The sequence below is a fragment of the Mesonia profundi genome, from assembly GCF_031085155.1.
GTDB classification, from domain to species: domain Bacteria; phylum Bacteroidota; class Bacteroidia; order Flavobacteriales; family Flavobacteriaceae; genus Mesonia; species Mesonia profundi.
On record NZ_JAVHUL010000015.1, the window covers coordinates 54,728 to 71,566 of the forward strand.

Here is a 16,839-nt window from a genome sequence, read left to right on the forward strand (position 1 = left end):
TAAACCTTATAAGTGTTACGAGTGTATTGTGTATTGTGGGGTTGGTGTTTGTATTTCAGGAGGAAATAAATATAATGCTCATAGGTTACTTGACTAATTTCATAAGCCTATTGCCAGTATTAATTCTAAGTACAGTTCACTATTCTCTAATTTTTGTATTATATCTATTGGTTTCAATTTGTGTGATTTTACTTTGCTACAAAAGCAAAAAGGAATCAATTCCGTAAAGAATGATTCCTTTTTAAGTTTTATGAAAAAGACCCTTCGACTGTCGCTCAGGGTGACAGTTGAACTAGCTTTCTAATTCTACAAACAAACCTTCATCGGTTTTATTCACCTTAGCGAGCTTGTGCTTTCTTAAGCCTTTGGTGGCTTTGTCCCATTTCTTATTGCTTAAGCCAGAAGCACTCTTTATAACTTCCAATTCTTGCGGGGATTCTTTCTTTAATAAATCTAAGACTGTTTTCTCCTCTTCCGTTAAGTCTAGTTGCTTACGCTCTGGACGCATTTGTGGGAAGAATAACACTTCTTGTATAGAAGGATTATTGGTCAAAAACATAATAAGTCGGTCCATACCAATTCCCAATCCAGAGGTAGGCGGCATTCCGTATTCTAAAGCACGTAAGAAATCTTGATCTATAAATTCTGTCGCTTCATCATCTCCTTTTTTAGCCAGGTTTAATTGGTCTTCAAAACGTTCGCGTTGATCGATAGGATCATTCAGCTCGGAGTAGGCATTGGCGATTTCTTTCCCACAAACCATCAACTCAAAACGCTCGGTTAACTCTGGATTATCACGGTGCTCTTTAGAAAGCGGACTCATTTCTTTGGGATAGTCGGTGATGTAAGTAGGTTGGATGTAGTTTCCTTCACATTTTTCACCAAAAATCTCATCGATGAGTTTTCCTTTCCCCATGGTTTCGTCTACGTCTAAGCCCATACGTAATGCCGCAGCTCTAAGTTCTTCTTCTGTTTTTCCGGTAATATCAAAACCAGTAAACTCCTTGATAGAATCTGTCATGGTCACTCTTTTATAAGGAGCTTTAAAGTTAATTTTGTGTTCTCCAAAAGTAGCATCGGTAGTTCCGTTCACGGCAATGGCGCAATGTTCGAGTAATTTTTCCGTAAAGTCCATCATCCAATTGTAGTCTTTATAGGCTACATAGATTTCAATTACAGTAAATTCAGGATTATGGGTTCTATCCATTCCCTCGTTTCTGAAGTTTTTAGAAAACTCATAAACGCCATCAAAACCGCCTACAATTAACCTTTTAAGGTACAACTCATTGGCAATTCTTAAGTAAAGCGGAATATCTAAGGCATTGTGATGCGTTATAAAAGGTCTTGCTGCAGCTCCGCCAGGAATAGACTGTAGAATAGGCGTTTCCACTTCAAAATAACCTTTGTCATTAAAGAAATCACGCATCGCTGTAAATAACTTGGTGCGCTTTATAAAAACCTCTTTCACTTTAGAGTTAACGGCCAAATCTGCATACCGCTGTCGGTAACGCATTTCTGGATCGTTAAACTTATCGTATTCGTTTCCATCCTTATCTTTCTTTGGTAAGGGGAGAGGTTTTAAAGCTTTGCTTAACAATACAAAGTTTTTCACCATCACGGTTTTTTCTCCTACCTGCGTAGTAAAAAGCTCTCCTTCTATCCCAATAAAATCACCAATATCTAGTAATTTCTTATACACATCGTTGTATTGCGTTTTATCCTCACCAGTGCAAATCTCATCGCGATTAAAATATACCTGAATTCTCCCTTGAGAGTCTTGCAATTCTGCAAAAGAAGCTTTCCCTTGAATTCTTCTAGACATTAATCTTCCTGCAATCACCACCTTCTTGCCTTCTTCAAACTCCTGTTTAATCTTTGCTGAAGTATGATTTACCGGATATTCATTTGCCGGATAAGGGTTGATGCCTAATTTTTTTAGAGAAGCTAATTTTTCCCTACGTACAAGTTCTTGTTCAGATAATTGCATAGTTTCTATTTAATTTGAAGCTGCAAAGGTAATTACAAACTTTTTAGCAATCAAAAAAAGCAAACGAAGCTTTTAGTCCAAGTAGGAGTTTTTTATATGAAATTGTTTTATTAGTACTAAGCAAAAAGCTACAACCATGAAAAGACTACTACTATTTTTTGTAATTACATTTCAAATAAATGCCTTTGCTCAAACCGCCAATCCTACAACGCTAGCAGTTTGCGATGACGATAACGATGGGTTTGCTAACTTCGATTTAACAGCGGCAGATGCTCAGGTATTGGGGTCTCAGTCTTCCAGTGACTATGTCGTTTCTTATTACACTACCATAGTAGATGCAGATGCTGCCATGAATCAACTTTCATCGCCTTATGTTAATATGACTCCTTATAATGAAACTCTTTTTTCTAGGGTGCAAGATATAGGAACAGGTAATTTTGCTACTGCTATCTTAGATCTTATCGTAAATGATGCGCCTATCGCCAACCAAGCACCCGAATTAATTTACTGTGAGATAGGTAATGGAACAGCAAATTTTGATTTAACGCTTAATGATAGCATTATTTTAGGGACACAAAATGTTTCCGATTTTATGCTGACTTACTATAAAAGTCAAACAGATGCCGAAAATAACACTAATGAAATCGTAAACCCTTCATCTTACACAAATACCGTACAGCCTCAAAGCATTTGGGTGATTGTTGAAAATATGAATACGGGATGTTCTTCTTTAACAAGTTTTTTAATATTGGTATGGGATTGTAGTATAGATGTAGATGATGATTTGGTAGCTGCTGCCGATGAAGATTTGAATAATAACGGTAATTTAAACGACGATGATACCGATGACGACGGTTTAAGAAACTATGAAGACAATGATGATGACGGAGATGGAGTTTTAACTGCCGATGAAGATTATAACAACAACGGAGATCCCACAGATGATGATACCGATAATAGCGGCGTGGCAGATTATCTAGAATCTAATGTTACTTTAGCAGTGAATGAATTAGCTAAAGCGGAATTGCTTGCGTATCCAAATCCGGCAAACGGAATACTTTATATTAACGTACCAAATCAACACTCAACTGCAGTGATAGAAATTTATAGCATCGCAGGGAAGAAAATAAAGACGCACTCCTTTACAGAAGCTCAAGATAATTATCGTTTAGATGTGTCTGAATTAGCTTCGGGAACCTATTTTGTGAAACTGAAAACCGAGCGTGGAAATAGTATAGAAAAAGTAATGATTAAGTAGGTTTATGCTTAACGGAATATTTAAAAGGTGCGATGAAAATCGTACCTTTGTTTTTTGATAACCCGCTAAGATAAGCTTCATGAAAAACCACTTAGTTCAGCTGCAAGAATTAGGCTTAAGAGACTATAAGGAAACCTGGGACTACCAGCAGAAAATTTTTCAAGAGGTGATAGATTCCAAAATTAGGAATAGGCGAGAGGCCACTTCAAAGCCGACTCAAAACACCCTGCTTTTAGTGGAGCATCCACACGTTTATACCTTAGGGAAAAGTGGAGATCTAAGCAATTTGTTATTAACAGAAGAGCAATTAGCAGCAAAAAGTGCTACTTTCTATAAAATTAATCGAGGCGGAGATATTACCTATCACGGCCCGGGACAAATTGTGGGCTATCCCATTTTAGACCTTGAAAATTTCTTTACAGATATTCACAAATATTTGCGTTTATTAGAAGAAATGGTGATTTTAACCTTAGCAGAATACGGCTTAAAAACCGAACGTAGCGAAGGGGAAACTGGCGTATGGTTAGATGTAGGAACTCCGTTTGCCCGAAAAATTTGTGCCTTGGGAGTGAGAGCGAGTAGGTGGGTCACTATGCATGGATTTGCCTTAAATGTGAATACCAATTTAGGTTATTTTGACCACATTATTCCCTGCGGTATAAAAGACAAAGCGGTCACTTCTTTGCACGTAGAATTAGGAAAGAAAGAAGTTTCAGAAAAGAAAGTCAAGGAAAAGCTCCTCAAACATTTTAGTAATTTGTTCGAAGCAGAATTGCAGACGAACCAGGAATTAAAAGCATTATGAAATCAGATAAAGTAAATTTCACCAACGAACAAGGACAAGAATTGGCAGGGAAGATTAGTCTTCCCGTAGATCAAAAACCTCATAATTTTGTCATTTTTGCTCATTGTTTCACCTGTACCAAAAACTTAATAGCCATAAGAAATTTAAGCAATGCGCTAACAAATCATGGATTTGGGGTACTTCGTTTTGATTTTGCAGGCTTGGGAGAAAGCGAAGGAGATTTTGCCGAAACTAATTTCTCTGGCAATATTCAAGATTTAATTGCTGCAGCAAGTTACTTAAAAGAAAAGCATACTGCGCCCAGTTTATTGATAGGACATTCTTTGGGAGGCGCTGCGGTTCTTTTTGCAGCGAGTAAAATTGAGAGTATAAAAGCAGTCGCGACGATTGCGGCTCCAAGTGAACCTATGCATGTTAAAAACTTAATTCAAGATAGTGTAGAAGAAATTTCTAAAAAAGGACAGGCTCAAGTTTCCCTTGGCGGAAGACCCTTTACCATCAAAAAACAATTTTTAGATGATTTAGAAAATAACTCTTTATTAGATTTAGTGGCAGATTTAAGAAAGCCACTCTTAATATTACATTCCCCACAAGATCGCGTGGTCACTATAAATAATGCCGAAGAACTATTTAAAGCAGCATTTCATCCTAAAAGCTTTATCTCTTTAGACCAAGCAGATCACTTGCTTTCAAAAAAGGAAGATTCTCTTTATGTAGGAGAAGTGATTGCAGGGTGGGCTAGACGTTATGTAGATATTCCCGAAGCTACAAAACTGACTACTCAAGATGAGGTGGTAGCAAGCTTGGCTCAAGAAGACAATTTCCTTACCCATATGAAAGTAGGAAGTCATTATATGTTAGCCGATGAGCCTGTAAGTGCTGGGGGGAATGATTTTGGTCCTAATCCATTTGAGTTGGTAACTGCAGGTCTTTCGGCGTGTACTTCGATGACGCTTCACATGTATGCGAAACACAAAGAATGGGATTTACAAAAAGTAAATGTCCATATTTCCCACTCAAAAGAAGAGGTGGAAGAAGGAACAAAACAAGATGTATTTACTAGACACATAGAAATACAAGGAGAATTAGATAAAAAACAACGAGAGCGACTTATTGAAATCGCCAATAAATGTCCTGTTCATAAAACGCTAACGCAAGGATCAAAAGTAGTCACCTTAGAGAAAGAGTGTCTTTAGTTGAAGGAAGCAGTATCATTTTCTTTTGTACGATAAACTCAAAGCTTATTTGTAGACTATTATATTCTGAAGAAATCAGAACAATTCGACTCATAAAGAAGACGAAGCTTTTAAATGCATAGAAGTGTTTTTGTTTAGTAATCGATTCCGTAGTAATTACAAACTGCGTAATAGTCGTTCATGTTTATGCCAACTTGGTTAAGCTCGTTAATGATTTGCTGTTTAGTGTTAATGGCTTTTTTAGAGATAGTATTAGGAGATTTTATGATGATCACTTTAAAGGTTTCTAAATCTCCAACATCTATATGGTGTTTAGAACCCGATGCATCATCATAATCTAAAATTAGTGTCCCAACGGTTAATACAGTATGAGCTAAAAAGTCAAACTTTATGGTATGATCGGTTGGTTGTGAGGGTGAAATCCAATAACTTCCATCATCTGTCAAGTAGGTCAACACCACTTCGTTCTCTATAACATCTTGTGTTATTTCAGGAATACTAAATTCAGTGTAAGTACCTGTAAAGCTACTGGCGTCGTAGGTGAATGTTTTTACATTAGTATTTTCTTCACTTTCTTCTGCAAGACTTTGTTCTTCTTGAGTTGCCCCATCATCGTCTTCTAAAGTGCAAGAAAAACTAAACGTGATTAAAAGAGCTAAAAACACGTAGGTTGATTCTGAAATGTAATTTTTCATCATTTTAAAAATTAGGAATTAATGGTTGTTTCCTATTTTATGCTGAAAAATTTAAAAGGTTAACATGTAAAATGAAAAAACCGAAGCTTTTTACTTCGGTTTTTTCTCTTGAAGGCTAATTCAAATAAGATTAAGAGTAGCAGAGGTAATAGGTTGTAAAACCTCTGCATTTCTTAATAGGCTAAATAGATGCTGCTTTTCCTATTGAAATCATAACGACCCATCAAAGAATATTTTTTTAGATGTTAGGATTCTCTTCTTTCATGCGTTTTAAACTAAAAGGTTAACATCTATGACTTTTCTCATTGTAGTTCTTTCCCTAATTTAGGTGTTTACTGATTTTGCATGAAGACTGTAGCCTGACTCTAACAGGTATTCTCGGCTACTGAATTTCACTATTGATCTAGAAGCTTCTGTCAGATATTGATTAATTTAGAAGATAGTAGAAGATTTACCTGTATTAAAATTAATGACTTCCATTAAAAAAAAAGTTAAATTAGCCGGGACATGTTAACCTTTTTCAATTAAGGATATTAAATGCAAAGAGTGCAAGAGAACATAACTATTGAAGATTTAAAACAAGGATCAGATTTACTCTTCAAAAAGATCTATGAAGAGAATAGAGACAAGTTTATAAATTTTGCTAGAAAGTATAACTTACCCCAAGAAGATATTATTGATGTCTATCAAGACGCTTATATTATTTTTTATAATAATGTGATGCAAGGCAAAATAGAGAAGTTTACCAGTTCTATTTCTACCTATTTATTTAGTATAGGTAAGTATTTGATTTATGATAAGTTGAAAAAAAATAATAAGACCATAAATCCAGATTTTGATTTATCGCTTATTAAGAAAAAAGAAGAGCTTGTGGATTCAGATTTAGATTTGAATGAAGAAGAATTAACTACGGAACAGATTCTATTGAAAAAATACTTTGTGAGCTTAGGAAAAAAATGTCAGGAATTATTAAGCTTATTCTATTATAGAGGATATACGATAAAGGAAATTATTGAAGCTAGCGAATATAAAAGTGAAAATGTGGTAAAAAGCGCCAAGTCTAGATGTTTGAAAACGCTAAAAGAACGAATTAATAATAGCAATGGATAATCAAGAATTACTATATCATTATTTTTCTAACAGCTTAACCTCTGAGCAGGAAATCTTGTTTCAAAATTTGCTGGAGACAGATGCCAAATTTAAAGCACAATTTGAATTTGAAAAAGACTTGAAAGAAGCTGTGAAAAGCCATGAAACCGATAATTTAAAAGCAAAACTTCAAGAGGTTGAAAGCGGTATAAACAGCAAGCAAAAGAAATCTATTTTTAATTATAGCAACTTGGCTATCGCTGCTTCTATAGCCGTACTGATAGGTTGGTTTGGTTATAGTACGTTTTTTAGTACCAATTATACGAGTCTGTATGAAGATAACTATAACGAATATCCAAACACGGTTTTTACCATTACACGAAGTGAGGATCAAAATTCTTTAGAGCGGGAAGCCTTTGTTGCTTATGAAGCTAAAAATTACCAGACAGCCCTTAATACGTTTGAAGTTCTCTCTGAGGAAAGTCCAAAGGATTATATAAGATTTTACAAGGCACAATCCTATTTAGGCTTGGAAGACAACGAAAAAGCGAAAACCTTATTTAAGCAAATAACTAAAGAGCATCAGAATTTTGTGGCGGAGTCTACTTGGTACTTAGCTTTAATCGCCATCAAAGAAAAAGACAAAACTCAAGCTAGAACTTACCTTGAAAATTTAGTTGTTAATTATGACTACAATAAAGATAAAGCGCAAGAACTTTTAGAAGCACTTAATTAGATTTTCATTTTCTTATCATAAGGATGCCTAAGATGATGAAGACAAGTATTATGAATACATACCATATCCATGTATTATTATTACCAATAGCAATAGCAGTCGTATTTCCGGAAAGTACAAATCCAGACCAATAATAAGGATGTGCTAATGCATTTTGGCTATTCTCTTTAATAAAAGATAATTGCGCTTGTTGTAAAGCTAAATCCTTTGTTTTTCCTTCCGATAAGTTCTTATAAAAGGAGTCCATGATTGGTAAAGTAGAGCCATCATTAATTTTCCATAATGTACTAGAAATACTAGAAACACCACTAAAATAAAATCCCCTGGCAAGGCTTATAAATCCTTCTCCGCTTTTTAAATCTCCAAGACCACTTTCGCAAGCACTTAAGGTGACTAAATTAGCATTGAGGTTTAAATTGTACAAATCACTGACATAGAGAAAATTGTTTTCATTGGCCTTAGGCTGAAAGGCTAAATAAGAATACTCTGGGCTTTCATCGTTTATAATAGCATGAGTAGCAAAGTGTAGCAAACCATAATTTTCACTTTCTAGGTTAAAATTTTGCAGCGTTGCTTGATCTTGGGTAAAGGTTTTTCCGCTAAAATAATTTAAGATGTCTTGGGCTTCATTCTGGTTGTTGGGCAGAGGCAGTAAGCTATTAAACTCTGAGGTTTCGAAGTTGGGAGCAAAAGCCAATACTTCGTTGTTAACAGTTTCTTTCTCTAAAAGCTGTTCTAATAAAGTGGCTGAATTTACATAACTAATAGGATGACTTTCTAATAGATATTCTGTTTTTCCGTTAACAGATAGACTGGAAAACGGAATGTAATTTAATAAACCGTCTGCTACAATGATGAGGTTTTTTTGCGATAGCTTTTCTAAACTTGGTGCAAGCAGTTTTTTATATAAGTTGAAAGAGGCGTTATTTAATTCCTGAAGATTGGATTGGGGATTGTTTAACATCTCATAGGTGGCAATAATGTCCTTTTCTAAAGAAGTGTCTATCTTCAACTTTTCAATAGACTTAGAATTTCCTGTAATGCTTATAATATACATGGCCTCACTTCCGTAGAAATAAGAGATGAGAGCTTCTTCAGGTTTTAAGGTATTTTGCAGTTCACTTATAGAGATGACGTCTGCATTGTACTTGAGATCGTAATAGGATTTATAATTGGTTTCAATAGTTGCAACCAGTTCTCTGTAGTGGTTATTTGCTTCAAACAATTCACTTTCTAAAACATCATTTTTGTTTTGATTGATCTGTTTCTCTAAATGATTGATTTGAGCTTTTAAAAGTTGCTCCTTTTCGATAATCTGTTTGGGAATGTTGGCAAACTTCGTGGCTTTCGTATTTAAAATAGCTTCCAAGAGCAAAACACTTTTACTTTTTTCTGAATAATAAAAAGCCTTATCAATAAGGGAATCTTGTTTAGTTGTTTCGTATAATTTAAAGGCAGCTTCCAATCCAGACTCGAAAATAGGGAAAGCCTCTTCCATTAAAAAGAGTTTGTCTGCATTGTTCTTAAAGGACGGTTTTAGCTGGTCGAGGATATTTAAAGCATCATTTGTTGCTAATAAACTTTCTTTAAAGGCGTCTATTTTATTTAAAGCCTGTATCTTGTTTTTTAAAAGCTGTAAACGAGTGGTTTGATTTAAAGTCGAGCTATTATTAGTTTCCAAATAGTTTTCGGCTAACTTATATTGATTTAATGCTTTTTCAGGATGATTGAAATGCATATGCAGTAATCCCATTTCTTGATAAGCATCTGCCATTTCAAAATCTGGAAGTATAGTTTGTTTTGCTTTACAAATAGCGATTAGCTTTTGCAATGAAGTTTGAGCTGAGCTATAATCGTTTTTTGCTTTGCTAATCTTGGCACTTTCTTTATAATATTTAGATGATAGGGGATGCCCTTCAGGTAGGTATTCTTTCATTTCTTGAAGGTAATAGCTAGCACTATCAATTTGTTTTAACTCTAAATGATTATCAATCACTCGCTCATAAGAGGTAATCACCCGATTGCCGTTTTTACTAACGTTTATATAGTAGCCCAACACCTTGAAAATACTAGCGTTAGCCTTTTTATAACGTTCTTCTTTTTGGTAAATATCAGCAAGAAGAATTTGAATGTTGTTAGAGTAACCTATATCAATGTCTTTATTTTTTTTAATTGTTCTTAAGTTTTTCTCATAAAAGTTTTTTGCTAGTTTGTACTTGCCTTCATTAAGATAGAGTTTGCCTATAAAATTAGTGGTAGATAGATACAGATTTAAAATTTCGGGATCGTCTAGGTAATCTGGGTTTTCTTCAATGGCTATGATGATATCGTTAAAATAACCCAAGGCGTTTTTATAGTTATTTAGGTTGTAATCGTAGAGGCCTTTGGTGTATTCAATAGCGGTGTTATAATAATTCTTGAATTCAGAAGTGTCAATAACCGCCTTATTTTTTCTGCGAATAGAATCTAACTGCCTGATGTTGTGTTTAATGATAGATAAATCATTATGAAAATTGGCCGCCCAGGATTCTCGAATCAAAGCTTCCAAGAGATACTCTATATCCTGATGCTTTGTTGCGGTTTGTTTAATGCGATCAAAATAGAAGTAACAAGAGTCTTTATTGCTGTAGTAATATTGATAAGCCTGATTAAAATCTGCGTTTAAATCTTCTACATATAGATCACTTTGAGCATAAGTGCTTGGTGAAAAGAGAACCAAAAAGAGAAACCATTTAAAATTGGGCATAAAAAAAAGCTTTAAGTAAATTTACAAAAAGCTTTTTTAATGATATAATTTTAATACTAATAGAGATAGGCATTAAGTCTATAAGTGGTTTTAACATCGTTGACACTTGTTCTATCCACAACAATAATAACCAGGCCTTTGAAATCATTTAATTTTGCAGATTCAATAGAAACCAGGGCGTCATAAGTTTTTGACGGATCGAAGCTATCAAAACTAACCGTTTCAATCACCTCTTCTGTGTTATAGTTTTCGATTCTTATATAAAGTGACTTTATATCTGGAGTAATGGTTACATAGGCAAAATTACCATCTAATGGAGTACAACCATAACATGGTGATGGCGGTGGTGGTGGGTTTGGTGGTCTTCTAGGCTTACGAGGCAAAGCATAGTGCTGGTCAATACACTTCTGCTCTTCTAAATTTGTATTGTACACAAGCAGTTGCTCTTCAGTGAGTTGTAATTCTTCTTCAATTGCAGGAGTGCCTTCATCATTATCAATAATTGTTTGAAGACTATCAATCGTGTTTTCAGTAGTAGTGATTTCCTGCTCTAAATATAGAAAGTAGAAATCGCCTTCATAGAAGTTATTCTCATTTGTTAATTTGATTTCCTCAGGATTGTCACTGTCATCTTTATCACAACTCAAGCTTGTAAGCACTAGAAATGATAAGAGAATTAGAACCAATGGATTTTTTTTCATATTCAATAATTTTAAGGTTAACTATATTGCTTAATAGATAGTTATTTATAAAGTTAACACTTTTATATTATTTGTTTACAGAAAAAAGATTTATTTAAGCTTAACCTCTTTGTGCTGAGCTAGTTCATTTGATAAATTAAGACCGAATCGTCTTCGCCTTTTACAATAAACTCCAAACGCCCTTTAGCATCAATATTCTCTATGCTAATTTGGGAGTTTCCATATACAGGAAAACCAGAAAGCAATTCAGCTTGACTGTCAAAAACATATACTTTACTGGTTTGCGTATCGGTGAGGGCGATGTAGATTTTGTTGTTGAGGTAAAAGATTTTCGGAGCAGTATAAAGTCCGAAGTCTAAATTCACCTCTTTTCCTTTAATCCTTAATTCATTTTCAGATAGACTTACCAGCGTATTTGAAGTGGCATCTATTCGGTTGGTTTCCGTAAAGTTTTTATTCTTTTGGGTTACTTTTCCGCTTTCGCTGATTTGTATCAGTTTCCCATCAAGACTCGAAGAAGTAAAGAGACCTTTGTGTAAATACCAAGCGTTGTTAGAGAAATCAATTTTCTCTTTCACCTTCACTCTAGAGTCTCCAACCCGATCTAGAATATGTAAAGTTCCATTTTCTTCTGGAACCACAATATAATCTTTGCTGCCAATTCGTATGTGTTTTGGAGACTGACTTACGGCAGAAGCGGTTTTAGAAAACTTGAAGCCTTTTACCTGCTTGCCTTCTTTATTCCACATACTCACCTTGTTGCCTTGTACGACAACAAACCGATACTTGCTGTTGTTTGAATAGTCAAAAACAGATAAAGCTTGAGTTATAGGCGATTTAAAATCTAGCGGAAAAGGTTTTACATCGTTTCCATTTCTATCTATAATGTAAAATTTATTCGACGTGTTAAAAGCTAGCTGTATTCTTCCGTTATTGTAAATATCAATCTCTTGAGGCGTTCCAACAATTTTTCCGTCTAGTTCTTTTTTCCAGTTTAATTTCCCCTCAGCGCTGTAAGCTTTAAGCAGATTTTCGCTGGTTTGAACCACCACTTGTTTGTGCTTGTTTCTCCAATTGGTAAAAAGAAAAGGATCTCCGCTTATCTTATCTTCGGTCTTAATACTAGAAAGTTGTTTGCTGCCAGCGCTCATATTTTGTGCATTGGCTTTTTGAGAAATCACGTGGATGTGTGCAAAATTATGGTCGTAAATAAACTGTACGGCAGTGCTTTCATAATCACTCCCCTTAATGTCTTGTAGCGGTTTTTGTAAATCTTCTTTTAGGTAAGAACTAAGGCTTTTGTAAAACTCCTCATTAAAACCTACGATAAGCATACTCGATTCGCTACTTAATTTATTCAGGGTATTCTGAAAAGATTTTTTAGCACTCCAAGTAGTTCGATTTTGATAGTTAGCAATGATATTTTCTAGGGCGCTGGCACTTTCCGCGAAAGCGTAATAATGATCTAACACCGTATAATATTTTAAGTTCTGAAGTTGAACCAACGGACGAAATGTTTGAGAAAAAGCCTTGGGATGCTCATATTTAAAAATTGGAATTCCCCTAAACTCACTCAACTCTTCTTGACTCCCCAAAAGTGCATCTTTAGTAATACTCTCATCTATTGAATTGACCACCAATACTGGTTTTTCTTGCTGATAAATGATTCCTATCTCTTGAGCCGATTCAAAAAGTGCGGCTTGTTTATTCTCCACTTTTACTTTTTCGTGAAAATTGTTGAGGTTGGTTTCAATATTTTCGAAACTATCGTAAGTAAAGGAAAAATATCCCGTAGCATTTTGAGGAACCACTTCGGCCAATGTGCTTTTTAACGGATTTATGTTCTTAAACAAAGAAAGCACCCTTTTCTCTTTTGGATCTGTTTGGGTGACTCCGTGTAATGCGATAGCGTCTTTATTTACATCTAAATCTACCACACTCCAGTCGGTGAAATTTTCAAGGTGACTAATGGCCTTTACATTATAATCGCGGTAAATTTTCATCATAGCGTCATAATTGAAAAATAACGACGCTTTAGAATCATTCGCCACTCCATATATTTTTTTAAGATTAGAATCTATGGGAATAGGCTCGTTGTAAATTCTAATGATATTTTCTAAAACCAGTTTAGAGGTGCTCACCACATGCAGGTTAGGCAAATCTGCGACGTAAGCCTCCATATCTTCCAAGGTGTAATGTTCTACGTTAATCTCGTCGTAGGTGTAGCTTAATATTTTTTTATTAGCAACTTTAGAAAGGTCTTTTATAGAAGGCTTTTCTTTAGAAATTAAGGTAAGAGCCACCTCCTTTTTCCCTATTCTGCTAAAGCAAAGCAGACTTTTATCTTTAACTGAAATGTATTCTAAATTCGTAAAATGTTCGGTAAAGAAAGATACAAGAGGAAATTCCTTATTGTTGTTGAGGTAAGAATTCTCCTGAAGCGCTTCGCTAAACTCCTCCAAATTATCTGTGTTTAGAATGGCAGCCGTGTGTGGGGGAACAAAATTAAGAAGGTCTGAAGGTTTTTTCTCTTCTTCTTGGCAAGACCAAAGGGAAATACATAAAAAAAAGATAAGTAATTTTTTCATAAAGCAGCTTGTAAGGTAAAAGTAGAAATTTTTATTTCGCTATTCTGTTAAACAAAATTTAAAACTATGAATTGTTCTTAGACTTTTTGGGTTTTAAAGCAAGTGGAGTAGGCAAGAGTTTAAAACTCTTTCTATGGTATTTCGTGATTCCGTATTTTTTTATAGCCTCCCTATGCTCTTTTGTGGGGTAGCCTTTGTTTTTTTTCCAATTGTACATAGGGAATTCCTCATGAATCCTTTCCATAAAAGCATCTCTTTCAGTTTTTGCCAAGATAGACGCGGCGGCAATATTTAAATATTTCGCATCACCCTTGATGATACAGGTGTGTTCTATAGAAGGATAAGAATGAAATCTATTTCCGTCAACGGAAATAAATTCAGGTCTAATGGATAATTGATCTATAGAATGATGCATCGCTTTAATAGAAGCATTTAAAATATTGATATCATCAATATCCTCCATCATCACGTGTGCAATTCCATAGCTAATAGCTTCCTCCCGAATAAGTTTTTTTAAAAGATTTCTATTCTTTAAAGACAGTTGTTTGCTATCGTTTAAAACGGAGTTAGAAAAGTCTTTTTTTAAAATTACAGCAGCAGCGGTTACAGGCCCTGCCAAGCAACCTCTGCCAGCTTCATCTGTGCCGCATTCAACTTTATTTTTTGTATATTGAAGGTCTAACATAGGCGCAAAGTTATCATATTTAAAAGACAGTATCGAGCTATCTTTTTAAGATAAATTAAATTGATGAAAAAAATTATACTTTTGTGGACTTAAAGTGTTCCATGAAAAAGATTTTATTTTTAATACTATTAATGCTTCCGGTGATTGGTTTAGCTCAAGATTTGAGATTAAATAATAATGACATTAGAAGTTCTGACCCTATTGGCGATAACAAAACGGTAGTAGACAAAAGGGAAAAACCTCCCATAACAGACTATAAAATCATTTCGGTAGAAAACGATACTACTTTTGTAGATACTACGCTTAACGTATATAAGGACTACAAATTTAATTATACCCGAAAAGATAATTTTGAGTTGTTGCCTTATCCCAATATTGGACAACCTAATACGAAACTAGCCTATGCCTTAGACCATGACGGCTTAATTCCAGATATTGGCGCTTCGGCAAAGCACGATCCTTATTTAAAGGCAGAAGACATTTCTTATTATAATGTACCCACCCCATTATCTGAACTTTTTTTTAAGACCACTTTTCAGCAGGGGCAAAACCTCAATGCTTTTTTTACCTCTAATATAAGTCCGCAGGTTAATTTGTTTATCGGCTACAGAGGCTTAAGGTCGTTGGGTAATTACAAACATAATTTAACCAGTCAAGGGAGTTTGCGCTTAGGCGGAAGTTTTCATACCAAGAATAAACGTTATCATGTAAAGACACACTTCGTTTCTCAAGACTTATCTACCCAAGAGAATGGAGGCTTAAATGACCTTGCCAATACTCAATACCAATCTGGAGCAGATGATTTTAATGATCGAAATTTGTTAGAAGTCAATTTTGAAAATGCAGAATCCATTTTATTTGTCAAGCGTTTTTTCCTAAAGCAAGATTATGCGATCATAGCTCCCAAAGATTCTCTTTCTTCCAATTCCGTAAAGCTAGAGCATACCTTAAATTTTACAGATAAAGAATACCATTTCAATCAAGGTGCTGCCTTTGCCGGTTATGGACAAGCTTTCGAGCTTACTCAATTAAGAGATGAGGCAGAATATCAAAATGTTTCCAATACTTTAAAAGGGATTTATGAAAACAAAGACCTAGGGAGGTTGAGCGCTAGAGCGACGCATTCTAATATCAATTATGGGTATCAAACCAAATTGATATTGAATAATGGTGTTATTCCCAATCGCATTATGGAAGATATTTTTTCTGCGGGAGCCGAATATAAGAATAGAATAGGAGGTTTCGATATTTATGGAAATGTAGAAGCCAATGTGAGCGGAGAATTTACCGGTTCTAATCTATATGGTGAGGCGGGATACAGTTTGGATGAAGAAAATAGGCTTTCAGGAAGTATTCAAAGCACGAGCAGAACACCAGATTTTAATTTCCTCTTGTTTCAAAGTGATTATGTAAACTACAATTGGAGTAAGGATTTTAAAAATATAGAAGAGCAGAGGATTAAAATTTCTTTAAAGTCGAATAAGTTGCTTAACGCGGAAGTCTTGTTTGCCCAGATTAATAATTACACGTATTTCGGATTTACAGAGAATCCAGATGCAGAAAGTGTTGCAGACACCTTGGTGAAACCATTTCAAGCAGATCAAAAGGTAGACTATTTAAAGCTGAAAGTGAACAAGGTCTTTTCTTACGGAAACTTTAAATTAGACAATACATTGATGTATCAAAATGTAAGCAGTGGGGAAGAGGTGTTTAAGGTGCCAGATTTTGTGACGAGGAACACCTTGTTTTACGAAGACCACTTGTTTAAACGAGCCTTGTTTTTTCAAACCGGAGTTACATTTAACTACTTTACTAAATTTAGCCCTAATGCTTATGATCCTATACTGGGAGATTATGTAGTTCAAAATTCTTTCGAACTGGGCAATCAGTACAGTGTAGACTTCTTTTTTAATGCAAAGGTCCAGCAAACGCGCATCTTCTTTAAATTAGAGAATATGACGACACTCTTTGCAGGTAATGGTGATTATGCGGCTCCTTCGTATCCTTATCGAGATTTTGTAATACGCTTTGGCTTGGTTTGGAACTTCTTTTTATAGATTGTGTGTAAACTTTTTTAGTTGAATTAAACGTAGACTTAAGAAGTATAATCTTTCATCTCTATAATTATATTCTTTGTTTCCAGCGTTTTAAAGTAGGATTAAAACATTTGCAAAATAAACCTAAGATTTTTTTTGTTAGAATGAAATAAAAGGTTGTATATTTGCACCCCGCTTAGGCGCGGTAGTTCATTGATTATTTAAGGAATTGTTTTTAGGAAAAAGTTTTAAATATTTTTTTCAAAAAGCCTTGCGATAGTAAAAATAAGTATTAGTTTTGCAACCGCTTAGCGAAG

At 34.8% G+C, this 16,839-nt stretch carries 12 protein-coding genes; 6 read left to right on the plus strand and 6 right to left on the minus strand.

What is annotated here, in order from left to right; all coding sequences use genetic code 11:
• Nucleotides 1-292: 292 nt before the first annotated feature.
• Nucleotides 293-1,987, minus strand: coding sequence for a lysine--tRNA ligase (gene lysS, locus RBU60_RS07275; RefSeq protein ID WP_308864092.1), 1,695 nt, complete (start codon nt 1,985-1,987; stop codon nt 293-295).
• Between the two features lie 136 nt (nt 1,988-2,123).
• Between lysS and RBU60_RS07280 the strand changes: the two genes are divergently transcribed.
• From RBU60_RS07280 to RBU60_RS07290, 3 genes are all read left to right on the plus strand, one after another.
• On the plus strand, nt 2,124-3,245 hold the full coding sequence (locus tag RBU60_RS07280) for a T9SS type A sorting domain-containing protein (protein ID WP_308864094.1): 1,122 nt from the start codon (nt 2,124-2,126) through the stop codon (nt 3,243-3,245).
• Nucleotides 3,246-3,324: 79 nt separating this feature from the next.
• Nucleotides 3,325-4,050 (plus strand): lipoyl(octanoyl) transferase LipB, encoded by a 726-nt coding sequence (gene lipB / locus RBU60_RS07285; RefSeq protein WP_308864096.1) that lies wholly within the window; start codon nt 3,325-3,327, stop codon nt 4,048-4,050.
• Nucleotides 4,047-5,246, plus strand: coding sequence for a bifunctional alpha/beta hydrolase/OsmC family protein (locus RBU60_RS07290; RefSeq protein WP_308864097.1), 1,200 nt, complete (start codon nt 4,047-4,049; stop codon nt 5,244-5,246). Before lipB ends, RBU60_RS07290 begins: the two co-directional genes overlap by 4 nt.
• A gap of 134 nt (nt 5,247-5,380) precedes the next feature.
• Here RBU60_RS07290 and RBU60_RS07295 read toward each other — a convergent pair whose 3' ends face one another.
• Nucleotides 5,381-5,944, minus strand: coding sequence for a hypothetical protein (locus RBU60_RS07295; RefSeq protein ID WP_308864098.1), 564 nt, complete (start codon nt 5,942-5,944; stop codon nt 5,381-5,383).
• A gap of 534 nt (nt 5,945-6,478) precedes the next feature.
• On the opposite strand from RBU60_RS07295, the gene RBU60_RS07300 reads away from it, so the two are divergent.
• Together RBU60_RS07300 and RBU60_RS07305 are read left to right on the plus strand one after the other, a co-directional pair.
• Nucleotides 6,479-7,051, plus strand: a complete 573-nt coding sequence (locus tag RBU60_RS07300) for an RNA polymerase sigma factor (protein ID WP_308864099.1) — start codon at nt 6,479-6,481, stop codon at nt 7,049-7,051.
• Nucleotides 7,044-7,766, plus strand: a complete 723-nt coding sequence (locus tag RBU60_RS07305) for a tetratricopeptide repeat protein (protein ID WP_308864100.1) — start codon at nt 7,044-7,046, stop codon at nt 7,764-7,766. The genes RBU60_RS07300 and RBU60_RS07305 overlap by 8 nt, the downstream gene beginning before the upstream one ends.
• Nucleotides 7,767-7,770: 4 nt before the next feature.
• Here RBU60_RS07305 and RBU60_RS07310 read toward each other — a convergent pair whose 3' ends face one another.
• From RBU60_RS07310 to RBU60_RS07325, 4 genes are all read right to left on the minus strand, one after another.
• Nucleotides 7,771-10,512: a CHAT domain-containing protein gene (locus tag RBU60_RS07310; protein WP_308864101.1), complete on the minus strand. Its 2,742-nt coding sequence runs from the start codon at nt 10,510-10,512 to the stop codon at nt 7,771-7,773.
• A gap of 56 nt (nt 10,513-10,568) precedes the next feature.
• Entirely contained in the window at nt 10,569-11,213 is a 645-nt protein-coding gene (locus tag RBU60_RS07315) for a hypothetical protein (RefSeq protein WP_308864102.1), read from the minus strand.
• Nucleotides 11,214-11,332: 119 nt separating this feature from the next.
• Nucleotides 11,333-13,801 (minus strand): hypothetical protein, encoded by a 2,469-nt coding sequence (locus tag RBU60_RS07320; RefSeq protein ID WP_308864103.1) that lies wholly within the window; start codon nt 13,799-13,801, stop codon nt 11,333-11,335.
• A 64-nt stretch (nt 13,802-13,865) separates the two neighbouring features.
• Nucleotides 13,866-14,486 (minus strand): ribonuclease HII, encoded by a 621-nt coding sequence (locus RBU60_RS07325; protein ID WP_308864104.1) that lies wholly within the window; start codon nt 14,484-14,486, stop codon nt 13,866-13,868.
• Nucleotides 14,487-14,587: 101 nt separating this feature from the next.
• On the opposite strand from RBU60_RS07325, the gene RBU60_RS07330 reads away from it, so the two are divergent.
• Complete coding sequence (locus RBU60_RS07330; protein WP_308864105.1) at nt 14,588-16,543, plus strand: putative porin; 1,956 nt, start codon at nt 14,588-14,590, stop codon at nt 16,541-16,543.
• The last annotated feature ends 296 nt before the right edge of the window (nt 16,544-16,839 follow it).